This is a genomic window from Yoonia sp. (genome assembly GCF_046292185.1).
In the GTDB taxonomy this organism is placed as follows: Bacteria; Pseudomonadota; Alphaproteobacteria; order Rhodobacterales; family Rhodobacteraceae; genus Yoonia.
This window is the reverse complement of the sequence record NZ_JBKBQY010000057.1, coordinates 1-21,819: the sequence shown is the minus strand read 5'-3', so window position 1 is coordinate 21,819 and position 21,819 is coordinate 1. Positions and strand designations below refer to the sequence as shown.

The following is a 21,819-nucleotide window of genomic DNA, read 5'->3' as shown; positions in this document are numbered from 1 at the left end:
GAAATCTGATTTGGGGTGGTAAGTCATGGCTCTGTTCCTAATGTGGCACGCAGCACTCTATAATCAGGGCGGGGCAAGAGGGAAAGCAGATGTTGGGCGGGATTGCAGTGACAGCTTTGGGCACGATGTCGGGGACATCGCTGGACGGTGTGGATGCCGCCGTGGTGGACACCGACGGTGTGCGGATCTTCGATTTCGGGCCGGTCGCTTATCGCGCCTATACGGCGGATGAACAAAAGGTAATGCGCGCCCATCTGGGCCGCTGGCAGGATCAGGACAATACACAAGCCGCGCAGATCATCGAGGCTGCGCATCGCGCGGTCATGGCGGGTTTCGGCAACATATCGGTCGCGGGGTTTCACGGGCAGACATTGGCACATGATCCCGGCGGGCGCGGCACCCATCAATGCGGGGATGGCGACAGGCTGGCCGCAGGGCTGGATTACCCGGTCGTCTGGGATTTCCGCAGCGCCGATGTGGCCGCAGGCGGGCAGGGCGCGCCGCTGGCCCCGTTCTTTCATTTCGCGCTGGCAAAATGGATCGGGGCGGGCGGGCCTGTTGCCTTTCTCAACCTGGGCGGCGTCGGCAATCTGACATGGGTGGACCCGTCATATGACGATCCCGCCGATCCCGGCGCGCTGCTGGCCTTTGACACCGGCCCCGCCAATGCGCCGATCAATGACGCGATGATGGCCCGTTTCGGCCTGCCCTATGACGACGCAGGGCAGGTGGCGGCAGCGGGGCGCGCGGATATGGCGGCGCTGGTCGCGTTTCAGGCCGATCCCTATTTCGCGCGACCCGCGCCCAAATCGCTGGACCGCGATCATTTCACCGGCCTTGCGCAGGCGGTCGCGCATCTGGCGGATGCCGATGCCATCGCCACGCTGACCCAAACCGTCGTCTGGTCCGTCGCACAGGCGCTGGCGCAATGCCCCGCACCGCCCGCGCGGCTGTTCGTCACTGGCGGCGGTCGGCGCAATGCCACGCTGATGGCGGGGCTGGCCGCAGGTTTCACCGGCAGGATCGACCCGGTCGAGGCTGTGGGTCTGAACGGCGACATGCTGGAGGCGCAGGCCTTTGCCTATCTTGCCGTGCGGGTGCTGCGCGGTCTGCCGACATCCGCGCCCGGCACGACAGGGGTCAAATCCCCTGTCTGCGGCGGGCAGATCGCGGTGGCACCGGGGCAGGTCGCTGTCTGACAGACCCGCATAGCGCGACCGCTGGTTCCCGGAACAATACCCCAGTTGTGACGAAATTGTCGCTACGTCATGGCAATTTTTGCAGGCGATATGCCCAGAACAGGGCTGATCTGTTAAGATTAGTTAATGGCGCATTTAGGTCTGTTTTTTAGTTGGTTTAATCGGTCACGCGCCACCAAACAGCAGTTATAAAAAACAAGATGGAGAATGACATGACAACCACTTTCAAATTTGCCCGCACAGCGATGCTGGCAGCCCCTCTCGCACTGGCCGCAGGCATGGCCTCTGCCGGTGGTCTGGCCGCACCTGTCGAAACAGTTGCACCAACCCCGATGCCCGCCCCCGCGCCAGTGATGCGCCGCGGCACCGACTGGTCCGGCTTCTACCTCGGTGGCCAGCTGGGTTATGGTGAAGTGACCGTTTCTGCACTCGATGACGAGGATTTCAATGGCGCAATCTATGGTGTGCATGCCGGTTACATGTACGATTTGGGTGCGCTCGTTCTGGGTGCAGAAGTTGACTATGACCTGACCGGCATCGAAGGCGACGATATCGGCGTGCTGGGCAGCGCAGAAGTTGACGATGTCCTGCGCGTGAAAGCCCGTGTCGGTTATGACGCCGGTGCCTTCCTACCATATGTCACCGGTGGCGTCGTTCGTGCTAACCTATCAGGCACTGATGGCGATGTCGCTGACCTGACCGCTGAAGGTGATTTTTACGGTTTGGGCGTTGCATACAAGTTCTCTGACAGCATCCTGATGGGTGGCGAAGTGCTGCAGCACAAGTTCTATGAAGGTGACGATGGTGTTCAGGGTCTTGGCATTCGCGCCACGACCGCAACTGCACGCGTCTCGTTCCAGTTCTGATCCCACGCTAAACATCACCCGGGTGTGACCCGGCTTGAGGGCCCGCGCAGATCGCGCGGGCCCTTTTTCGTGACGCCGACTCAGGTGGCAGCGCCAAAGCGCGCCCCGCAGCCTGACCAAAGGTCGCCAGAATCGGATTTCCCCTTGTTTTCTGGGCGTAATTTATTTTGCACCTGTTGCGGAATTGTCGCGATCTTCGGCGGATACTGGCCAGAGACATGCTAATTTGGGGTGCAACAGGCGGGAAACCATCACAGCGCCGTGAGGCCGGTTGAACGTTCCCCATTCACGGTCAAATAAGCATCACACGACAACCCGAATAAACGGAGAATAAAAATGACAAACACTTTCAAATTCGCACGCACAGCCATGCTGGCAGCACCTCTCGCACTGGCCGCAGGCATGGCCTCTGCTGGCGGTCTGGCCGCACCTGTCGAAACAGTTGCACCAACACCAATGCCAGCACCTGCACCAGTTGTGATGCGCGGCACCGACTGGTCCGGCTTCTACCTGGGTGGCCAACTGGGCTACGGTGAAGTCACCGGCAGCGGCACAGACGAAGACGTAAACGGCGCCATCTACGGTGTGCACGCTGGTTACATGTATGACCTCGGCGCAATCGTTCTGGGCGCAGAAGTTGACTACGACATGTCGAACATCGACAACGTTGGCGGCAACGGCGACCTGGACGACATCCTGCGTGTGAAAGGCCGTGTCGGCTATGACGCTGGTCAGTTCCTGCCATACGTCACTGGTGGTGTTGTCCGCGCTAACGTATCCGGCGCTGGTCCGCTGGGTGACACCGATCTGGAAGCAGACGGCGACTTCTACGGTCTGGGTGTAGCATACAAGTTCTCCGACAGCATCCTGGTCGGTGGCGAAGTGCTGCAGCACAAGTTCTACGAAGGTGACGTTGAAGGTTCCGACAACACACTGCGCGCCACAACTGCAACGGCTCGCGTGTCGTTCCAGTTCTGATCTGATCACCTGATCCGATCACGGGGCCTGCGTTCACGCGCAGGCCCTTTTTTGTTGCTTTGGCGGATTTTTCCGGCTAGGCCCGCGCCATGAAGAGCACTTGCACCATTCCCTGCTGCATTATTATCTGCTGACATCTGTCGCGGGCTGCTCTTTCACGTTTTACATCGGACATGAACTTGTTAACCCCGCGGTGAACCCACGCGAGAGACATCATGACCACCATCCGTCTGCACAACACCAAATCCCGCCATAAAGAGGATTTCGAACCCATCGATCCCCGCAATGTGCGGATGTATCTGTGCGGGCCGACGGTCTATGACCGCGCACATCTGGGCAATGCCCGCCCCTCGCTGGTGTTTGACGTGCTGTTCCGGCTGCTGCGGCATGTCTATGGCGACAAACACGTGACCTACGTGCGCAATTTCACTGATGTCGATGACAAGATCAACGCACGCGCCGCCGAAACCGGGCGCGCGATCGGCGATATCACGGCGGAAACGATCCGCTGGTATCACGATGACATGGACGCGCTCGGCGCGCTGCGCCCGACGCATGAACCCCGCGCGACCGATTACATCGCCCAGATGATCGCGATGATCAGCGATCTGGTGGCCAAGGACCACGCCTATGCCGCCGAAGGGCACGTGCTGTTCGCCGTCGAAAGCTATGCGGAATACGGCGCGCTGTCGGGCCGGTCCATCGATGATATGATCGCCGGTGCGCGGGTCGAGGTGGCCCCCTATAAACGCAACCCGATGGATTTTGTGCTTTGGAAACCCTCCGCCGATGGCGTGCCGGGCTGGGACAGCCCCTGGGGCTATGGCCGGCCGGGCTGGCATATCGAATGTTCCGCCATGGCGCATGACCTGCTGGGCGACAGTTTCGACATCCACGGCGGCGGCAATGACCTGCAATTCCCGCATCATGAAAACGAGATCGCCCAATCAAGCTGCGCCCATCCGCATGGCGAATTCGCGCGCTATTGGGTCCATAACGAAATGCTGCAGGTCGAGGGCAAGAAGATGTCCAAATCCCTGGGCAATTTCTTTACCATCCGCGACCTGCTGGATCAGGGTATTCCGGGCGAGGTGATCCGCCTTGTCATGCTCGGCACGCATTACAGCAAAACGATGGACTGGACAGAGGCCCGCCGCGCCGAGGCGGAACTGACTCTGCGCAAATGGTACGGCATCCTGCATGGCCACGGCTTTGGCCCCAATCTGATCCGCGCGCTGAAGGCTGACGGGCAATGGCAGGCGGATGAGGAATTTCTGGGCGTGCTGGCCAATGATCTGAACACATCCGGCGCGATTTCGCGGCTGCATGTTCTGGCCAAGGGCAAAACCGCCACCGCGCTGGCCGGTTTCGCCCACGGGCTCGACATGCTTGGCCTGATCCGCGATTGGGCCGCGATCCCGCTGTTCGACGGGGCAGAGGCCGGGCCAGAGGTCACGCCCGCCGTTGCCGCCCGCGTTGATGCGCTGCTGGCCGAACGGGCCACGGCGCGTGCCGCCAAGGATTGGGCCAGGGCGGATCAGGTCCGCGATGTCCTGACCGCCGCAGGGGTGCAGGTCACCGATGTCGGCGGGCAGGCCAGCTGGGCACCGGGGCCGGATTTTGATGCTGCAAGGCTGGGTGGGCTGTGATGACTGCAGAATTCTGGATTACTACGGTCGCAATTGTTGTTGGTCCAATAGTAGCAGTACTTATCTCGCAGCATTTGCAGCACCTAGCGTCTCGAAGAGAGCGCCAACTATTTGTTTTTCGCGCATTGATGACGACCAGAAAAATGGTCTTAAGCCCTGATAGGGTCCAAGCCTTGAACTTGGTGGAAATTGAGTTTTCGCGTGATGCTCAGGTAATGGAAAAATTTAGATCGCTGCTGGCGATTTATAACGACGCCACCCGCTGGAAATCTGATGATGAACTAACTCGCAAAGCAGTGCTTCAAGACGTCGATGACAAGACCGCTGAATTGCTGGGGCAAATTGGTAAGGCACTTGGATATCGTCTGAACGATTTGGAGCTTCTGCGAGGCGGTTATGCGCCGGAGGCCTTCGGCATTCTTGAGCAACAGCAGTACGACATCAGAGAGTTCTTGACCGGTTTGAACAAAGGGGACCGCGTTTTGCCGATTGCTGTGGTGGACGTCCGGCATCCTGAAAAACTACTTGAGCAGGCGCGCGCGACACAGCTTCTTATGGAAGCTGCTCAAAGGGCCAACACTGATGAATAAAGAACGCCTTTACCTCTATGACACCACCCTGCGCGACGGCGCGCAGACGCAGGGCGTGCAATTCTCTGCCCGCGAGAAGCATCAGATCACTGCTGTGCTGGACGGGTTGGGGCTGGATTACATCGAAGGCGGCTGGCCCGGTGCCAACCCCACCGATACGGATTTCTTTGCCGACAAACCCACCACGCGCGCGACCTTCACCGCCTTTGGCATGACCAAACGGCTGGGCCGCTCGGCCGAGAATGACGATGTGCTGGCCGCCGTGGTCAATGCGGGCACCTCTGCTGTCTGTCTGGTGGGCAAGGCGCATGATTTCCATGTCACCACAGCACTTGGGATCACGCTGGACGAAAACGTGGAGAACATCCGCGCCAGTTTCGCCCATCTGACCGATCACGGGCGCGAAGGCCTGTTTGACGCCGAACATTTCTTTGACGGCTACATGGCGAACCCCGCCTATGCGCTGGAGGCGATTCATGCCGCCCATGAGGCTGGCGCGCGCTGGGTCGTGCTTTGCGATACCAATGGCGGCACCCTGCCGGATGAGATCGGGCAGATCGTCACCGACGTGATCGCCAGCGGCATCCCCGGCACCCATCTGGCGATCCACACCCATAACGACACCGAAAACGCCGTGGCCGGGTCGCTCGCGGCCCTGCGTGCGGGTGTGCGCCAGATTCAGGGCACGCTGAACGGGCTGGGCGAACGCTGTGGCAATGCCAATCTGACGACGCTGATCCCGACCTTGTTGCTGAAGGAACCCTATGCCAGCCAGTTTGACATTGGGGTGACGGCGCAGGCGCTGACAGGGTTGCGGCGGGCCTCGCGGGTGTTGGACGATATCCTGAACCGGGTGCCTGCAAAGCAAGCAGCCTATGTGGGGGCGTCGGCCTTTGCGCATAAATCCGGGTTGCATGCGAGTGCGATTGCCAAGGACCCGAGCACCTATGAACATGTTGATCCGGCGGCGGTCGGCAATATGCGGATCGTGCCGATGTCCAATCAGGCGGGGCAATCCAACCTGCGCGCGCGGCTGGCTGATGCGGGGATTGAGGTCGCGCCGGGTGATCCCGCCCTTGCCCGGATTGTAGAGCGGATCAAGGAAAAAGAGGCGCAGGGTTACGCCTATGACACCGCGCAGGCCAGTTTTGAAATGCTGGCGCGCGCCGAACTGGGGCTGTTGCCAAATTTCTTTGAGGTGAAACGCTATCGCGTCACCGTCGAACGCCGCCGCAACAAGCGCAATCAGATGGTCTCGATTTCCGAGGCGGTGGTCGTGACCAAGGTGCAGGGCGAAAAATTCCTCAACGTCAGCGAAAGCCTTGGCCCCGATGGCAGCGACCGTGGGCCGGTCAACGCGCTGGCGCGGGCCTTGGCCAAGGATCTTGGCCCCTATCAGGCGATCATCGACGATATCGAACTGGTGGATTTCAAAGTCCGCATCACCGGCGGCGGGACCGAGGCCGTGACCCGCGTGATCATCGACAGCGAAGACGGGCAGGGCAACCGCTGGTCCACCGTCGGCGTCAGCGCCAATATCGTGGATGCGTCTTTCGATGCGCTGATCGACGCGATCAACTGGAAACTGATCCGGGACGGCGCCACCCCATGAGTTTCGCCGCCTGCGCCGCGCTGGTCGAAAAGGCCGATCCCGAACGGTTCCGCGCGATCATGGCGGCACCCGTCAATGCGCGGCAGGTGCTGTTCCCGCTTTACGCCTTCAACGTGGAAATCATCCGCGCCCCTTGGGTCACCAAGGAACCGATGATCGCGGAAATGCGCCTGCAATGGTGGCGCTACGTGCTGGAAGAGATCGCCAGCGGTGGCAAGGTCCGGCGGCATGAGGTGGTGGACGGTCTGGCCGCGGTGCTGGATGTGCAGGGGGCAAAAGACCTCGACGCGATGATCGCGGCGCGGCGCTGGGATATCTATAATGACCCTTTCGCAAATCAGGCGGATTTTGATGCCTATATTCATGACACCGCCGGTCTGCTGATGATCACCGCCGCACGTCTGCTGGGCGGGCAGGACGATGCGGTTGTCGCCGATTTCGCCTATGGGGCCGGGGTGGCCAACCTGCTGCGCGCCTTGCCGGTGCTGCTGGACCGCCAGCGCCAGCCTGTGCCGGAGGCAAGCCACACAGGGATCGCCGCCTTGGCTGACGGCGCGCTGACCCGGCTGAACGCCGCACGCAAGGGCAAGGCGCGGATCGCCCCACCCGCAGGGGCGGCGCTGTTGCTCGGCCATGCCGCGCGCCCGGTGCTGACCCGCGCCTTGGCTGATCCGCAAGCGGTGCTGGACGGGCGGCTGGAACTGTCACCGCTGCGGCAAAGCCTGCGCCTGTCCCATGCCGCCCTGCGCGGCTGGTGGGTCTGACGCGGCAGTACCATTGGCAGGGGGACTTCTCCCCCGGATCATGGCATGATCTGATCGAAATGGGGTGACGGCAAATGACCCAGATACTGACATCCGCCCAGATGCGCGCCGCAGAAACCGCCGCCATGGCGCAGGGCGGCATGACCGGGCTGACATTGATGGAACGCGCGGGGCAAGGCGTGGTTGCCGCCTGCCACGCGCATTGGCCGGAACTGGCGACCGGCAAAGGGCGCGCCCTGATCCTCTGCGGGCCGGGCAATAACGGCGGCGACGGCTATGTCATCGCGCGGCTGTTGCAGGATGCGGGCTGGCAGGTGGAGGTGCTCGCACTGCCCGGCACAGGCGCGCCCGACGCGCGGGGGAATGAGGCACGCTGGCGCGCCCTTGGGCCGGTGCAAAGGCTGACGGCGCAAGCCCTGCGGAATCACCCCGGCGCGGATCTGCATATCGACGCCCTGTTCGGCATCGGCCTGTCGCGGCCCCTGTCGGGCGATCTGCACGATATCACCACCTGTCTGGCGCAGATGAACGTCCCACGGCTGGTCGCGGTCGATATGCCATCGGGCCTGTCGGCGGACAGTGGCGCGGCTTTGGGGCCTGTGCTGCCGGCCGCGCTGACTGTCACCTTCGACAGCCCCAAACCGGGGCATTATCTGGCCGATGGGCCTGCGCATTGCGGGCATCTGGTGGTGGTCGATATCGGCATCGGCAGCTTCCGGCCGGATGAAACCATCACCCTGATCGACCATCTGTCCCCCGGCATCATCGCGCAGCTTCGCAAGGGGCCGGGGCATAAATACAGCCACGGTCATGCGCTGGTGCTGGGCGGCGGGCCGGGGCAGGGTGGTGCTGCGCGACTGTCCGCGCGTGGCGCGTTAAGGATCGGCGCGGGTGCCGTGACGCTCGGCGTGCCGCCAGCGGCGCTGGCCGAGAACGCCGCACAGCTCAACGCCGTGATGCTGCGAACCCTCGCGGATGCCACAGCCTTGCGCGAATTGCTGCAGGACCGACGCATTTCCGCGCTCTGCCTCGGGCCGGGGATGGGGACGGACACGCGCGAGGCGGATCTGCTCGCCGCCGCCCTGAATGGCACGCCCGTGGTGCTGGACGCCGATGCGCTGACCTTGCTCGCGCAATCGCCCGCCCTTTTCGCGCAACTGCACGACCATTGCATCCTGACCCCGCATGACGGCGAATTCGCGCGCCTGTTCCCCGATCTGGACACTGCAGCCGGATCGCGCATCGACAGGGTGCGCAACGCGGCGCAACGGACCGGCTGCACTCTCCTGCTCAAAGGCCCCGACACCGTGATCGCCGACGCCGCCGGACGCTGTTTCATCCACGCCGCCAGCTACGCCCGCAGCGCGCCGTGGCTGGCCACCGCAGGGTCCGGCGATGTGCTGGCGGGGATCATCACCGGCCTGCTGGCCCGCGGTTTTGCACCGCTGGAGGCGGCCACCACCGGGGCCTATCTGCACACCTCCTGCGCGCTGGCCTTTGGCCCCGGTCTGATCGCCGAAGACCTGCCCGATCTGCTGCCGCAGGTGCTGCGCGCACTGGCTGTCTGATGCTTTGTCACAAAGGCGATTTTTCCTCTCGCATCCTCTCACCAGCTTTGCTAGACAGCGCCCAACATGGGGCAGGCCCGAAAACCTGCCCCTTTTGATCATGCGGGTGTGGCGAAATTGGTAGACGCACCAGATTTAGGTTCTGGCGCCGCAAGGCGTGGGGGTTCAAGTCCCTCCACCCGCACCAAGTTAGTGAAAGAAGGACAGCACATGCAGGTCACCGAGACCCTGAACGAAGGCCTCAAGCGCGGCTATGCCATCACCGTCACGGCGGCTGAACTGGACGCGAAAGTTGACGAAAAGCTCAAAGAAGCCCAGCCCAGCATCGAGATGAAGGGCTTTCGCAAGGGCAAGGTCCCGATGGCATTGCTGCGCAAGCAACATGGCCAGCGCTTGATGGGCGAAGCGATGCAGGACAGCATCGACGCCGCTGTGCGCGACCATCTGGACACATCCGGCGACCGCCCCGCGGCCCAGCCCGAGATGAAGATGAGCAACGAAGACTGGAAGCCCGGCGATGATGTCGAGGTCAATGTGACCTACGAAAAACTGCCCGATATCCCTGCCGTCGATTTCAGTAAGATCGCGCTGGACCGTATGGTTGTCAAAGCTGACGACGCCGCCGTGCAGGAAGCCTTGGACAATCTGGCCGCCTCACCGCAGGCCGTGTCCTATGAGCCCAAGAAAACCCAGGCGAAAAAGGATGATCAGGTTGTTCTGGATTTCGTCGGCAAGGTTGATGGCGAAGCGTTTGAAGGTGGTGCCGCCGAGGATTATCCGCTGGTGATTGGCTCCAATTCCTTCATCCCCGGCTTTGAAGACGGGCTGCTGAAGGTCAAGGCGGGTGACACCAAAGACATCGAAGTCACCTTCCCCGAGGATTATCAGGCCCCCAATCTGGCCGGCAAGAAAGCCGTTTTCACCTGCACCATCAAAGACGTCCGCGCGCCCAAAGCGCCCGAGATTGACGACGAACTGGCCAAGAAATTCGGTGCCGACGATCTTGCCGCGCTGAAAACCCAGATCGCTGATCGCCTTGAGGCCGAATACAAAGGCGCGTCGCGCGCCCTGGCCAAACGTGCGCTGCTGGATGCTTTGGACAAAGAAGTCAGCTTTGATCTGCCCGCATCCTTGGTTGACGCCGAGGCTGGCCAGATCGCGCATCAGCTGTGGCACGAAGAAAACCCTGACGTACAGGGCCACGATCATCCCGAAATCACCCCCACCGACGAGCATAAGACGCTGGCCGAACGTCGTGTGAAACTGGGGCTGCTGCTGGCCGATATCGGCCAGAAGGCCGAGATCAAGGTCACCGATCAGGAAATGACGCAAGCGATCATGAATCAGGCGCGGCAGTACCCCGGTCAGGAACGCCAGTTCTTTGAATTCGTGCAGCAAAACGCACAATTCCGCCAGCAATTGCAGGCACCGTTGTTTGAAGACAAGGTCGTTGACCACATCTTTGACGCGGCTGCGGTGACGGAAAAGGACGTCAGCAAGGAAGACCTGCAAAAAGCGGTCGAAAAGCTGGAAGAAGAATAAACCGGGGGCGTGATGCCTGCGGCGGAAAAGGGTGCCTGCGGGCGCCCTTTTTTGTTGGTGTGGGGTGCGTGAGATCACGCACCCTACGGATGTGCCATTTTGTGGCCACCGGGCACTCTATTTTGTTGATGGGTGGGGTGCGTGAGATCACGCACCCTATGGACGCGTCATTTCGCAGCCACCGGGCAATCTATTTTGTTGATGGGATGGGTGCGTGAGATCCACGCACCATACGGATGCGCCGTTCCTGTACACCGGGCACCCCGTTGTGTTGATGGGTAGGGTGCGTGATCTCACGCACCCAAACGAAAAAGACCGCCACCCCACGGCAGCGGCCCCTTATTTTCACGCTGTGGCGATATCACCCCTCGCTTGGTGTGATCCGCAGCAGCGGCGCAGAATCGCCATCGCCCAGCACATAGATGAACCCGTCATTCGGCCCCACCGCCACGTCGCGGATCCGGTGGCCTTCGCCTTCCAGAAGGCGGGCGGGGTCAGACACATCCGCGCCGTTCACGTCGAACAGGCCCAGATATTCGTGAAACAGATTGCCGACCAGCAGATGGCCCTGCCAGTCAGGGAAGGCATCGCCCTCATAAAAGGTCATGCCCGACGACGGGAAATGGTCGTCGCGGCCCGGACCCCAGTGATAGACCGGGGCGACAAAACCGTCCCCTTCCTGATGCACATCGGCGAATTGTTCGCCGGTGCGGTAATCCACGCCATAGGCGGCCAGCGGCCAGCCAAAGTTTTCACCGCGCGCGACGATATTGATCTCATCGCCCCCCGCCTCGCCATGTTCGGCCAGCCAGATTTCGCCACTGTCAGGATGCACCGTCATCGCCTGAATGTTGCGGTGCCCATAGGACCAGATCGCCGGCGCAGCCACGTCAATGTCGACAAAGGGGTTATCGGCGGGTGCTTCGCCATCAAAGGTCAGGCGCAGCACGCTGCCATTCTCGGTCGCGATATTCTGCGCGATATGGTCCGGGCCGAAATCCTTGTTGTTGCGATCGCCCGTGCTCATGTACAGATAGCCGTCATGGAACACGATGCGCGACCCGTAATGCGCGTCGCTGTCCACACCGGGGCTGACCTGAAACAGCGTTTCGATGTCATTGACGCTGCCTGCCTCCAGATCCAGCGTGCCGCGGCCCAGATGGGTCGTCGTGCCGCCCTCAACCGCGCCGGACCATGTCATATAGATCACATTGCTGGTCTCGAAATCCGGGGCAAGGGCCACATCCAGCAGCCCGCCCTGACCCTGGGTCGCCACATCAGGCGCGCCGTCCAGTTCCGAAACCTCGCCCGATTCCGCATCATAGACGAAAAACGCGCCCATGCGGCCGGTCATCAGGATATCATCGCCATTTGGCAGGAATGTCATCGCCCATGGGCTTTCCAGCCCCTCGGCCAGAACTTCATGCGTATAATCCTGCGCCAGTGCGGGGGCACCGAGCATGATCGCGGTCGCGGTGGTGAATGCTGTGAATTTGGTCATAATATTCCCTTCTTATAACGGTCCCGTTTCTATCGGGTTAACGGCGGAATATTGACGGAGTTCCATAACAAGATTGTCATGTCGGCAACGAAAAAGGCCGCCTGCATCTGCAGACGGCCTTTTTGACGTCATCCGTAGGGTGCGTGCCCGCACGCACCCCCAAATATCTGCCGATTACCTGTCTTCGTCGTCGCCGTATTCGTCAGCAGCGCCGCCGATATCCTCGAACAATTCCTGAATTTCGAATTCAGCGGCGGCTTCTTCTTCAGCAGCCAGTTCGGCGATGGATTTGCCAGCAGCCTGCAGTTCAGCCTCTTCGCGCGAGCGCGCGATGTTCAGCGTGATCGTCACGGTGACCTCGGGATGCAGCACGACATCGACGTCATGCAGACCCAGATCCTTGATCGCGCCTTTCAGCACGACCTGCTTTTTATCGACCGAGAAACCGTCAGCACTTGCCGCTTCGGCTGCGTCACGTGTCGTGACCGACCCGTAAAGCGCGCCACCATCCGATGCCGACCGGATCACGACGAATGTCTGACCGTTCAGCTTTTCACCAAGCGATTCAGCTTCTTTCTTGGATTCAAGGTTGCGGGCTTCCATCTGGGCCTTGTCAGCCTCGAACCGGGCGAGATTCGCCTTGTTCACGCGCAGGGCCTTGCCCTGGGCCAGCAGAAAGTTGCGGGCATAGCCGTCCTTGACGGACACGACTTCGCCCATCTGTCCAAGCTTGGCCACGCGTTCGAGAAGAATGATATCCATGATATGTCCTTACTTTACAGCGTATGGCAGCAGGGCCAGGAACCGTGCGCGCTTGATGGCACGGGCCAGCGCGCGCTGGTTCTTGGAACCGACAGCGGTGATACGGGCGGGCACGATCTTGCCACGCTCAGAGATATAGCGCTGCAGGGTGCGGGTGTCTTTATAGTCGATCTTCGGGGCGTCATCGCCCTCAAAAGGATCGGACTTGCGGCGGCGGAAGAATGGTTTGGTTGCCATGATTGCTATCCTTTAATGATCAACGACGTTCGCGGCGTTCGCCGCCACGGTCAGGGCGGTCGCCCCGGTCACCGCGCTCTTCGCGCTTTTGCATCTGCACGGATGGGCCGTCTTCATGTGCATCGACCTTGATGGTCAGCACACGCATCACGTCATCATGCAGGCGCATCAGGCGTTCCATTTCCTGGATCGCAGGTGCGGGCGCATCGGTGCGCAGCAGGGCGTAATGGCCCTTGCGGTTCTTGTTGATCTTGTAGGCCATCGTCTTGACGCCCCAATATTCGTTTTCCAGCAGCTTGCCACCGTTGTCGGTCAGCACCGTGCCGAAATGTTCGATCAAGGCTTCGGCTTGCGTGTTGGACAAGTCCTGACGCGCGATCATCACATGCTCATATAGCGGCATGTATACTCCAGTTCTTTTCTCAGCGCATTTCAAAGGCGGGGCAGTGACCCTTCTGCACCCCAGCCACGAGAGTCTGCGCAGTTCATATAAATCCGCAGAAGGATGGGGCCTTATACGCAGGCTGGCCCGCGATGCAAGGGCTCTGTGGGGTCGGCGGAAACCCCGGTGCGGCGCCCGTGTCCATCCGAACAAGTCATGTGCATTCCTGCGGGATTGCGGGCGGTGGGGGTGATCATTCTATAAGCGCCACACATCAAACGCCCAACAGGAGCATCCATATGAAAAACGTCCTTGCCGCCACCGCCCTTGCCACTTTTGCCGCTGTCCCCGCCATCGCGCAGGATTACACGCTTGACGCCAGCCACAGCCAGATCGTGTTCACCTATGACCACCTTGGGTTTTCCACCACCTATGGCATGTTCTCCGGTTTTGACGGTGAAATCGTGTTCGATCAGGAAGATCCTGCAGCCTCTTCCGTCAGCGTGGAATTCCCCGTGCGCACCATGCTGACCGGCTGGGAAGGCCGTTTCGAACATTTCATGAGCGCTGATTTCTTTGACGCCGCCGATGATGAAATGGTGACATTCACCTCGACCGGGATCGAAGTCACCGGCGACGACACCGCCCTGATCACCGGCGACCTGACCCTGAACGGTGTCACCAACGAAGTCGTGCTGGACGCCAAGCTGAACCAGGCCGGTATGCATCCGATGGAAAACCGCGAATGGGCCGGTTTCGACGCCACGACGACATTGCTGCGGTCCGATTACGAACTGGGCGCCTTTGCCCCGTTCATCAGCGACGAAGTGCAAGTGATGATCTCGATCGAGGCGATGCTGGCCGAATAAGCCACACGCCGTTGTGCAGGTATTTTAGCGTTACGATTTGACTTGTTCGCTTAACGCGTGTGTATTTCATCAGTGTCAGACCGCGCCGGGACATCCCGGTGCGGTCTTTTTCGTTTGGGGTGTTGCCGAAGGCAAACGGTTACCGCAACGCAACGATTGACCTCGCTATCGGCGCGTCGCTTTTTACATCGACCTGAAAATGTCTTACGCAGGTTTGAAGAATATCCTTGAGCGCCGCAAAATACCCCTCGGCCTCTGCCGTGGACGGTGGAACGGGCAAATGTCCGACAGGGGTCGGATAGCGGTATGTTGTGGCATAGGCCACGAGGTCGACGACCTCCTCGAATTTTGCTTTGAGCGGGCAGGCAGCGGGCAATGCATCCAGCATCCGGTCCAATTGGTGGTTGCCTGCCGTCCGGCGCACCAAACCCGCATCAATCCCCTCGGCCGTGAAAAGTGCCATCAGCAGATTTTCGGCTGCATAAAACATCAAGGTCGGCGAGACGCGGTCTGATGGGGTTAATTTGTTTACAGATAGAAGGTTGTCGCAGGCAAGTTTAACATGGGTCCCGATCAGTTGCGCGCTACGCGTCAATGCGTATACCCTCTTGCGCGGCCGCAAAGCTGATCGTGTTCGGTGTCGTCTTTGCTGCCTGGAACTCGCTCATTCTTGCGGTCAACAGGTCGGCATGCGCCCTTGATCTCCGCCGAAGCCGGAATGCAGCAACAAGCGTATCGACGTCAACAGGCGCATCGTCGGGGATGACTGCCAGAACATCATAGTCACTGTCCTCACGAAAATCGCCCCGTGCGCGGCTGCCGAAAAGCCAGACCTCAGATGCGCCCATGTCGCGTTTGCACAGCTGGACAAGGCGCTGCAATTCGGGCGGCAGGTCAGGCGCAGATTTTGGCGAAATTACAAACGTCATCTTGATCCACCTCTCGCGTCAAAATACGCGACAATCTTTAAGATAAGGTGAACATCGCTTTGTGTCAAAGCCGTCCAACGCACGACGCCTGCGTAGGCCGGGCTTTCCCCGACCACCACTACCGTTGGCGGACACTCCCCTACCTCTGCGCCACCACTCGCAACACCACATCCACGCCAAACCCCAGCGAGCTCTCATCCGCCATCGACGCGCCGATGCCGAAATCGCGCCGGTCCAGCGTCAATGTGCCGTCCATCTGCGCGAGATCCCCGTCAATCACCAGATCGAACGGGAAACGTACCGGCACCTCGCTGCCCTTGATCGTCAACACGCCATCGGCAGTATAATTCCCGTCTTCCTCGATGATGGTCCCCGTGAACACCGCCGTCGGAAACGCCGCCGCGTCAAAGAAATCCGCGCCCATCGCTTGGCTGGTCACCGACCCCAGCGTCAGCGATGATATGCCGATGGTCGTGGTCACTTCACCCGCAGCCCCGGTCACATCGGGGTCGAAACTGATCGCGGCAGTCCAGTCGGTGAAACTGCCCTGCACCTCGCTGCCCAGTTGCGTGACGACAATCCCGATCTCGCCCTCGGTCACTGACCATTCCGATGCAACAGCGGCCAGCGCCTCGCCCGCGACACTCTCATGTTCGCGGAACAGGCCCGCCGCTGCGGCACCCCCCGTTGCCAGCGCAAAGATCACCACTGCCGCAAAAGGTGCCGCCCGCGACCCGCGATGCGCAGGCACCAGCGGCGCATCGGCCCGGCCAAACCACATCCGGCGCAATGTCGCATCCTTGTCGATGACATGATGCTTCAAGGCCCCCGCGACATGCAGCAGGATTGAGGCGATCATGATCTTGCTGAACAGCCAATGCAGGGCGGCAGCCCCCTCTGCGACGTTCTCATTCACCGGGACAAACGGCAGGCCCTGCCCGAACGGCCACCAGATCGGGGCAAACCCGCTGGTCGCCGCGTGATGCACCCAGCCCGTCAGCGGCACCGCCACCAAGGAAATATAAAGCACCCAATGCACCACCGCTGCCAGCGTCGATTGCACCTTGCGGTCATGGTTCAGATCGCCGGGTTTCGGCTGCGTCACCGCCCAGAGAATCCGCGCCAGTGCCACGAAAAACACCAGCACGCCCAATGTCTTATGCACCGAAAACACCTGCGCCTTCAGCGCCAGTTCGGCATCGGTCTCATAGGGCAACCCATTGGCGATCAGGCCCAAAGGGACCAGCGCAAGGATCAGCAGGGCGGTCAGCCAGTGAAACGTCTTGGTCACCGATCCATAGGTCTGCGCGGTATTGGCTGCGGACATCGTTCTCTCCTGTAAAATGCTGCACCGCAGATAGCAGGGCGGCCGCGCGTGGCAAATGCCCGCCAGTGCAGAGCCTTTGTGCATCTGTGCTGCATTGCTTGCCGAGTGCGGCGGCAGCGGCTAAACCCGGGGTCAAGCAATGAATAAGGAGCAATTCCAGATGCGGGCATTCGTGTTTCCCGGCCAAGGGGCGCAGACCATCGGGATGGGGCAGGCGCTGGCCGCGGCCTATCCCGCGGCAAAAGCCGTTTTCGACGAGGTGGATGAGGCCTTGGGTGAAAAGCTGTCCAGCCTGATCTGGGACGGTGATATCGCCGATCTGACCCTGACCCAGAACGCGCAGCCCGCGCTGATGGCCACCTCATTGGCCGCGATGCGCGCCCTGGAATCAGAAGGCGTGACCATCACCGCCGCCAGTTTCGTCGCCGGGCATTCCTTGGGCGAATATTCCGCCCTTGCCGCCGCAGGCGCGCTGAGCATCGCCGACACCGCGCGCCTGCTGCGGATCAGGGGCCGCGCCATGCAAGAGGCCGTGCCAGTCGGCATCGGCGCGATGGCGGCCCTTCTGGGCCTCGATTTCGCACAGGCGCAGGCCGTCGCGACAGAGGCCGCACAAGGCGACGTCTGCGAAGCCGCCAATGACAATGATCCCGGTCAGGTCGTCGTGTCCGGCCACAAGGCCGCTGTTGAACGCGCGCTGGATATCGCCAAGGCGGCGGGGGCCAAACGCGCCATCCTGCTGCCGGTTTCCGCACCCTTCCATTGCACGCTGATGGCCCCGGCAGCAGCGGTGATGCAAGAGGCGCTGGCAAATGTCACGATCAACGCGCCCGCCGTGCCCTTGGTCGCCAATGTGCTGGCCGATGTCGCCCGCGACCCGGGAGAGATTCGCAAATTGCTGGTGGCACAGGTCACAGGCTCGGTCCGCTGGCGCGAAAGCGTCGCTTTCATGGCCGCGCAGGGCGTGACGGATGTCTATGAAGTCGGCGCAGGTAAGGCGTTGTCCGGCATGGTCAAGCGGATCAACCGCGACCTGAATGCCACCGCCATCGGCACCCCGGAAGACGTCGCCGCCATGGCTGCGGCGCTGAATGAATAAAGGAACAGATATGTTTGATCTTACAGGAAAAAATGCGCTGATCACAGGTGCCTCCGGCGGCATCGGCGGCGCGATTGCCAAGGCGCTGCATGACGCTGGCGCGACCGTCGCGCTGTCCGGCACGCGGGTGGAACCGCTGGAACAACTGGCGGCATCGCTTGGCGACCGCGCCCATGTCCTGCCCTGCAACCTGTCCGATGCCGAAGCTGTCACAGCCCTGCCCAAACAGGCCGCCGATCTGATGGGCAGCGTTGATATCCTCGTCAACAACGCCGGAATCACCCGCGACAACCTGTTCATGCGGATGTCGGATGATGAATGGGCCGATGTGCTCAACGTCAACCTGACCTCGACCATGCGGCTGTGCAAAGGGGTGATCCGGGGCATGATGAAATCGCGCTGGGGGCGGATCGTGAATATTTCTTCCATCGTCGGCAGCACGGGCAATCCCGGTCAGGCGAATTACGCCGCCTCCAAGGCCGGTATGGTCGGCATGTCCAAATCCATCGCCTATGAGGTCGCCAGCCGTGGGATCACCGTCAATTGCGTGGCACCGGGGTTCATCACCACCGCCATGACCGATAAATTGACCGATGATCAGAAATCCGGCATCCTGACGCAAGTTCCCGCCGGGCGCATGGGCGAGGCCGATGAAATTGCCGCCGCCGTCCTGTATCTGGCCAGCGCCGAGGCGGGCTATGTCACCGGCGCGACCTTGCATGTAAACGGTGGTATGGCCATGCTATAGCACGGGGATTGCGGGGAAAGCGTTTGCCAAGACGAAATTCTCTGCTATGAGCCTCGCAGCTTAAACATGCGGCGTAGCGCCCGCGTTGCTGAATCCCGCAAGGGAATATGAAAACGGGCGCTTGCCCAGAAAGACATGAGGAATTGACATGAGCGATGTCGCAGACCGCGTACGCAAGATCGTTGTAGAGCATCTTGGTGTTGAAGAAGACAAAGTGACCGAAACTGCGTCTTTCATCGACGATCTGGGGGCAGACAGCCTCGACACCGTCGAATTGGTCATGGCTTTCGAAGAAGAATTCGGGATCGAGATTCCCGATGATGCCGCCGAAACCATCCAGACCTTTGGCGATGCTGTGAAATTCATCTCCAGCGCGCAATAAATCCGGTTTTCCGGGCTGAAACGGCGTCCTTCGGGGCGCCGTTTTGCATTTGGGGGCGCAGCTTTGCGCCCATGAGGGTGATCCGCGCCCTTGCCCCTGCGTGGCGGGCTGGGGTATCAAGACCGAAATACGCCAAGAGGTGAGGGCATTCATATGCGTCGTGTCGTTGTAACAGGGCTGGGGCTGGTCACGCCGCTGGCCGATGGGGTGGATCAGACATGGGAACGTCTGCTGGCCGGAAAATCCGGGGCAGGCAGGATCACCGGCTTTGATCCGTCCCGCCTGACCACGCAATATGCCTGCGAGGTGCCATTGGGCGACGGCAGTGACGGCACGTTCAATGCCGACACCTATATGGAACCCAAAGAACAGCGCAAAGTCGATACTTTCATCCTGTTCGGCATGGCCGCCGCCCAGCAGGCGATTGAAGATTCCGGCTGGCAACCGACAGACCGCGCCGATCAGGACCGCACCGGCGTGATGATCGGGTCGGGCATCGGCGGGCTGAATTCCATCGCCGATACTGCCGTGATGATGGCCGAAAAAGGGCCGCGGCGTGTGTCGCCCTTCTTTGTGCCGGGCGCGCTGATCAACCTGATCTCGGGTCAGGTGTCGATCCGCTATGGCTTTCGCGGGCCGAACCACGCGCCGGTCACGGCCTGTTCCACCGGCGCGCATGCCATCGGTGACGCATCGCGGCTGATCATGTTCGGCGACGCCGATGTGATGATCGCCGGCGGGGCAGAGGCCGCGATCTGCGAACTCGGCATCGCCGGTTTCAACGCCTGCAAGGCGCTGTCGACCGCCCATAACGACGACCCGACCAAGGCCAGCCGGCCCTGGGACCGCGACCGCGACGGTTTCGTCATGGGCGAAGGGGCAGGGATACTTGTTCTGGAAGAATACGAACACGCCAAGGCACGCGGCGCGAAAATCTATGCAGAGGTGCTGGGCTACGGCCTGTCCGGCGACGCGCATCACATCACCGCCCCGCCGCCCGATCATGAAGGGGCCGAACGCGCGATGCGCGCCGCCTGCCGGAATGCGAAAATCGAACCGCAACAGATCGATTACGTCAACGCGCATGGCACATCCACCATGGCCGACACGATTGAGCTGAGCGCCGTGGAACGGCTCGTCGGGCCGGATGCTGCGGCGAAACTGACCATGTCATCGACCAAATCCGCCACCGGGCATTTGCTGGGCGCGGCGGGCGCGATCGAGGCTGTGTTTTCCATCCTCGCGATCCGCGATCAGGTGGCACCGCCGACAATCAACCTGGACAACCCTGATGTGGAAACGGTCGTGGACCTCTGCGCCAACGCCAAACGTGAACGCAAGATCGATATCGCCCTGTCGAATTCCTTCGGCTTTGGCGGCACCAATGCCAGCGTGATCTTCGGGAAACCCACCTGATGTGGAAACATATCGCCTCGAATGCGCTCACGTTCTTCATCGTCGCCCTGTTCCTGCTGGTCGGTGCCGTCGGCTGGGCCACCAAACATTACAGCGACCCCGGCCCCCTGACGCAGGCGATCTGTTTCGAGGTGCCCGCCGGGTCGTCCATGTCGCGCGTGGCCGACCGGCTGGCGGAACAAAACGCCGTCACATCCCGGATGATCCTGCGCGTGGGTGCCGATTATTCCGATAAATCCGGTCTGTTGAAAGCGGGCAGCTTTCTGATTCCCGAACGCTCCTCGATGGAAGAGATCGTCGATATCATCACCCGTGGCGGTGCCAATACCTGCGGGACAGAAGTTCTCTACCGCATCGGCGTCAATCAGGTGCAGGGCGTGGTCCGCGACCTTGATCCGGCCACCAGCCGCTTTGTCGAACTGGCGACCTTTGACCCCGTCGCAGGCGAAGCACCCGAAGAATACCTTGCCGTGCGCGAAGAGGCGGACACACGTTACCGCCTGATCCTCGCCGAAGGTGTGACAAGCTGGCAGGTGCTGAACGCGATGCAGAACATCAGCATGTTGGATTCCGACGTGACGGAAACGCCACCCGAAGGCAGGCTCGCCCCCGGCAGCTATGACCTGACACCAGGCATGGCAGTCTCGACGATCCTGTCGCAGATGACATCGCGGCAGAATGACATCATCGCAACGGCTTGGGCGAACCGGGTCGATGGCCTGCCACTGAATTCCCCCGAGGAAATGCTGATCCTTGCCAGCATCATCGAAAAGGAAACCGGCGTCGGCGCTGAACGACGGCAGGTGGCCAGCGTCTTTGTGAACCGGCTGAACCTCGGAATGCGGCTGCAGACTGACCCAACGGTGATCTATGGCATCACCGAAGGCGAAGGCGTGCTGGGCCGGGGCATCCGGCAAAGCGAATTGCGGGCGGAAACGCCGTGGAACACCTATGTGATCACCGGCCTGCCGCCCACACCCATCGCCAATCCGGGCCGCGCGAGCATCGAGGCCGCGGTGGAACCCGACCAGACCGATTACATCTTCTTTGTGGCGGATGGCACCGGCGGGCATACGTTCACCACCAATCTGGACGATCACAACCGCGCCGTCGCCGTCTGGCGCGGGATCGAGGCGGAACGGGCCGCCAACCCCCCCGCCGAGGCGCCAGCAGAGGCAGAGGCAGAGACCCCGTAGCGAAGATTTTTGCCCCAGCAGGAAACGCCCACGACATTTCCTGGTGGTAAGCCTTCGTTTCCCAGCATGAGGCCCCGGATCAAGTCCGGGGTGAACCCCCGCGCCACGTCTCCCCCACCACCTCCCGGACCTGCTCCGGGACCTCCCCCTCCACCCCCACCCCCACCCCCTCCCGGACCTGCTCCGAAACCTCCCACTCCACC

At 61.3% G+C, this 21,819-nt stretch carries 22 protein-coding genes and 1 tRNA gene; 16 read left to right on the top strand and 7 right to left on the bottom strand.

The window, feature by feature from the left end:
* The first annotated feature begins 89 nt into the window (after positions 1-89).
* From ACK4TM_RS11430 to tig, 10 genes are all read left to right on the top strand, one after another.
* Complete coding sequence (locus tag ACK4TM_RS11430; protein ID WP_409701372.1) at positions 90-1,199, top strand: anhydro-N-acetylmuramic acid kinase; 1,110 nt, start codon at positions 90-92, stop codon at positions 1,197-1,199.
* 212 nt (positions 1,200-1,411) lie between these two features.
* Positions 1,412-2,065, top strand: a complete 654-nt coding sequence (locus tag ACK4TM_RS11425; protein ID WP_409701369.1) for an outer membrane protein — start codon at positions 1,412-1,414, stop codon at positions 2,063-2,065.
* Positions 2,066-2,401: 336 nt separating this feature from the next.
* Positions 2,402-3,043, top strand: coding sequence for an outer membrane protein (locus ACK4TM_RS11420; RefSeq protein ID WP_409701366.1), 642 nt, complete (start codon positions 2,402-2,404; stop codon positions 3,041-3,043).
* 215 nt (positions 3,044-3,258) lie between these two features.
* Positions 3,259-4,692 (top strand): cysteine--tRNA ligase, encoded by a 1,434-nt coding sequence (gene cysS / locus ACK4TM_RS11415; RefSeq protein WP_409701363.1) that lies wholly within the window; start codon positions 3,259-3,261, stop codon positions 4,690-4,692.
* Positions 4,692-5,282, top strand: a complete 591-nt coding sequence (locus ACK4TM_RS11410; RefSeq protein ID WP_409701360.1) for a DUF6680 family protein — start codon at positions 4,692-4,694, stop codon at positions 5,280-5,282. Before cysS ends, ACK4TM_RS11410 begins: the two co-directional genes overlap by 1 nt.
* Entirely contained in the window at positions 5,275-6,894 is a 1,620-nt protein-coding gene (gene cimA / locus ACK4TM_RS11405) for a citramalate synthase (protein ID WP_409701357.1), read from the top strand. Before ACK4TM_RS11410 ends, cimA begins: the two co-directional genes overlap by 8 nt.
* On the top strand, positions 6,891-7,658 hold the full coding sequence (locus ACK4TM_RS11400; protein ID WP_409701354.1) for a squalene/phytoene synthase family protein: 768 nt from the start codon (positions 6,891-6,893) through the stop codon (positions 7,656-7,658). The genes cimA and ACK4TM_RS11400 overlap by 4 nt, the downstream gene beginning before the upstream one ends.
* Before the next feature lie 74 nt (positions 7,659-7,732).
* The gene (locus ACK4TM_RS11395; RefSeq protein ID WP_409701351.1) at positions 7,733-9,226 is read left to right on the top strand and encodes an NAD(P)H-hydrate dehydratase; all 1,494 of its coding nucleotides are present in this window, start codon (positions 7,733-7,735) and stop codon (positions 9,224-9,226) included.
* Between the two features lie 102 nt (positions 9,227-9,328).
* A tRNA-Leu gene (locus ACK4TM_RS11390) sits at positions 9,329-9,413 on the top strand.
* Positions 9,414-9,436: 23 nt separating this feature from the next.
* Positions 9,437-10,768 (top strand): trigger factor, encoded by a 1,332-nt coding sequence (tig, locus tag ACK4TM_RS11385; RefSeq protein ID WP_409701348.1) that lies wholly within the window; start codon positions 9,437-9,439, stop codon positions 10,766-10,768.
* 361 nt (positions 10,769-11,129) lie between these two features.
* Here the strand turns inward: tig and ACK4TM_RS11380 are convergent, their stop codons facing one another.
* The 4 genes from ACK4TM_RS11380 to rpsF all read right to left on the bottom strand — a co-directional run bounded on the left by ACK4TM_RS11380 (position 11,130) and on the right by rpsF (position 13,671).
* On the bottom strand, positions 11,130-12,269 hold the full coding sequence (locus ACK4TM_RS11380; RefSeq protein WP_409701345.1) for a PQQ-dependent sugar dehydrogenase: 1,140 nt from the start codon (positions 12,267-12,269) through the stop codon (positions 11,130-11,132).
* Positions 12,270-12,443: 174 nt separating this feature from the next.
* The gene (rplI, locus tag ACK4TM_RS11375; RefSeq protein WP_409701342.1) at positions 12,444-13,031 is read right to left on the bottom strand and encodes a 50S ribosomal protein L9; all 588 of its coding nucleotides are present in this window, start codon (positions 13,029-13,031) and stop codon (positions 12,444-12,446) included.
* A 9-nt stretch (positions 13,032-13,040) separates the two neighbouring features.
* A complete protein-coding gene (rpsR, locus tag ACK4TM_RS11370; RefSeq protein ID WP_322892667.1) occupies positions 13,041-13,268 on the bottom strand; it encodes a 30S ribosomal protein S18 in 228 nt (75 codons plus the stop codon).
* A gap of 19 nt (positions 13,269-13,287) precedes the next feature.
* Entirely contained in the window at positions 13,288-13,671 is a 384-nt protein-coding gene (rpsF, locus tag ACK4TM_RS11365) for a 30S ribosomal protein S6 (RefSeq protein ID WP_409701339.1), read from the bottom strand.
* Positions 13,672-13,949: 278 nt separating this feature from the next.
* Between rpsF and ACK4TM_RS11360 the strand changes: the two genes are divergently transcribed.
* Entirely contained in the window at positions 13,950-14,519 is a 570-nt protein-coding gene (locus tag ACK4TM_RS11360; RefSeq protein WP_409701336.1) for a YceI family protein, read from the top strand.
* A 139-nt stretch (positions 14,520-14,658) separates the two neighbouring features.
* Here ACK4TM_RS11360 and ACK4TM_RS11355 read toward each other — a convergent pair whose 3' ends face one another.
* From ACK4TM_RS11355 to ACK4TM_RS11345, 3 genes are all read right to left on the bottom strand, one after another.
* On the bottom strand, positions 14,659-15,114 hold the full coding sequence (locus ACK4TM_RS11355; RefSeq protein WP_409701333.1) for a hypothetical protein: 456 nt from the start codon (positions 15,112-15,114) through the stop codon (positions 14,659-14,661).
* Entirely contained in the window at positions 15,104-15,448 is a 345-nt protein-coding gene (locus tag ACK4TM_RS11350) for a nucleotidyltransferase domain-containing protein (protein ID WP_409701330.1), read from the bottom strand. The genes ACK4TM_RS11355 and ACK4TM_RS11350 overlap by 11 nt, the downstream gene beginning before the upstream one ends.
* Before the next feature lie 139 nt (positions 15,449-15,587).
* Entirely contained in the window at positions 15,588-16,775 is a 1,188-nt protein-coding gene (locus ACK4TM_RS11345) for a cytochrome b/b6 domain-containing protein (protein WP_409701327.1), read from the bottom strand.
* Between the two features lie 160 nt (positions 16,776-16,935).
* Between ACK4TM_RS11345 and fabD the strand changes: the two genes are divergently transcribed.
* The 5 genes from fabD (at position 16,936) to mltG (ending at position 21,616) form a co-directional block, all read left to right on the top strand.
* The gene (fabD, locus tag ACK4TM_RS11340; RefSeq protein WP_409701375.1) at positions 16,936-17,874 is read left to right on the top strand and encodes an ACP S-malonyltransferase; all 939 of its coding nucleotides are present in this window, start codon (positions 16,936-16,938) and stop codon (positions 17,872-17,874) included.
* A gap of 10 nt (positions 17,875-17,884) precedes the next feature.
* The gene (gene fabG, locus ACK4TM_RS11335) at positions 17,885-18,622 is read left to right on the top strand and encodes a 3-oxoacyl-[acyl-carrier-protein] reductase (protein WP_409701323.1); all 738 of its coding nucleotides are present in this window, start codon (positions 17,885-17,887) and stop codon (positions 18,620-18,622) included.
* A gap of 148 nt (positions 18,623-18,770) precedes the next feature.
* The gene (locus ACK4TM_RS11330; protein WP_007205102.1) at positions 18,771-19,004 is read left to right on the top strand and encodes an acyl carrier protein; all 234 of its coding nucleotides are present in this window, start codon (positions 18,771-18,773) and stop codon (positions 19,002-19,004) included.
* A gap of 153 nt (positions 19,005-19,157) precedes the next feature.
* Positions 19,158-20,420, top strand: coding sequence for a beta-ketoacyl-ACP synthase II (gene fabF / locus ACK4TM_RS11325; protein ID WP_409701319.1), 1,263 nt, complete (start codon positions 19,158-19,160; stop codon positions 20,418-20,420).
* Positions 20,420-21,616 (top strand): endolytic transglycosylase MltG, encoded by a 1,197-nt coding sequence (gene mltG / locus ACK4TM_RS11320; protein ID WP_409701316.1) that lies wholly within the window; start codon positions 20,420-20,422, stop codon positions 21,614-21,616. The genes fabF and mltG overlap by 1 nt, the downstream gene beginning before the upstream one ends.
* The last annotated feature ends 203 nt before the right edge of the window (positions 21,617-21,819 follow it).

Bases quoted from the DNA above. Each gene is read 5' to 3' on its own strand.
- ACK4TM_RS11430 (WP_409701372.1), top strand. From the start codon at position 90: ATGTTGGGCGGGATTGCAGTGACAGCTTTGGGCACGATGTCGGGGACA.
- ACK4TM_RS11425 (WP_409701369.1), top strand. From the start codon at position 1,412: ATGACAACCACTTTCAAATTTGCCCGCACAGCGATGCTGGCAGCCCCT.
- ACK4TM_RS11420 (WP_409701366.1), top strand. From the start codon at position 2,402: ATGACAAACACTTTCAAATTCGCACGCACAGCCATGCTGGCAGCACCT.
- cysS (WP_409701363.1), top strand. From the start codon at position 3,259: ATGACCACCATCCGTCTGCACAACACCAAATCCCGCCATAAAGAGGAT.
- ACK4TM_RS11410 (WP_409701360.1), top strand. From the start codon at position 4,692: ATGACTGCAGAATTCTGGATTACTACGGTCGCAATTGTTGTTGGTCCA.
- cimA (WP_409701357.1), top strand. From the start codon at position 5,275: ATGAATAAAGAACGCCTTTACCTCTATGACACCACCCTGCGCGACGGC.
- ACK4TM_RS11400 (WP_409701354.1), top strand. From the start codon at position 6,891: ATGAGTTTCGCCGCCTGCGCCGCGCTGGTCGAAAAGGCCGATCCCGAA.
- ACK4TM_RS11395 (WP_409701351.1), top strand. From the start codon at position 7,733: ATGACCCAGATACTGACATCCGCCCAGATGCGCGCCGCAGAAACCGCC.
- tig (WP_409701348.1), top strand. From the start codon at position 9,437: ATGCAGGTCACCGAGACCCTGAACGAAGGCCTCAAGCGCGGCTATGCC.
- ACK4TM_RS11380 (WP_409701345.1), bottom strand. From the start codon at position 12,269: ATGACCAAATTCACAGCATTCACCACCGCGACCGCGATCATGCTCGGT.
- rplI (WP_409701342.1), bottom strand. From the start codon at position 13,031: ATGGATATCATTCTTCTCGAACGCGTGGCCAAGCTTGGACAGATGGGC.
- rpsR (WP_322892667.1), bottom strand. From the start codon at position 13,268: ATGGCAACCAAACCATTCTTCCGCCGCCGCAAGTCCGATCCTTTTGAG.
- rpsF (WP_409701339.1), bottom strand. From the start codon at position 13,671: ATGCCGCTATATGAGCATGTGATGATCGCGCGTCAGGACTTGTCCAAC.
- ACK4TM_RS11360 (WP_409701336.1), top strand. From the start codon at position 13,950: ATGAAAAACGTCCTTGCCGCCACCGCCCTTGCCACTTTTGCCGCTGTC.
- ACK4TM_RS11350 (WP_409701330.1), bottom strand. From the start codon at position 15,448: ATGACGTTTGTAATTTCGCCAAAATCTGCGCCTGACCTGCCGCCCGAA.
- ACK4TM_RS11345 (WP_409701327.1), bottom strand. From the start codon at position 16,775: ATGTCCGCAGCCAATACCGCGCAGACCTATGGATCGGTGACCAAGACG.
- fabD (WP_409701375.1), top strand. From the start codon at position 16,936: ATGCGGGCATTCGTGTTTCCCGGCCAAGGGGCGCAGACCATCGGGATG.
- fabG (WP_409701323.1), top strand. From the start codon at position 17,885: ATGTTTGATCTTACAGGAAAAAATGCGCTGATCACAGGTGCCTCCGGC.
- ACK4TM_RS11330 (WP_007205102.1), top strand. From the start codon at position 18,771: ATGAGCGATGTCGCAGACCGCGTACGCAAGATCGTTGTAGAGCATCTT.
- fabF (WP_409701319.1), top strand. From the start codon at position 19,158: ATGCGTCGTGTCGTTGTAACAGGGCTGGGGCTGGTCACGCCGCTGGCC.
- mltG (WP_409701316.1), top strand. From the start codon at position 20,420: ATGTGGAAACATATCGCCTCGAATGCGCTCACGTTCTTCATCGTCGCC.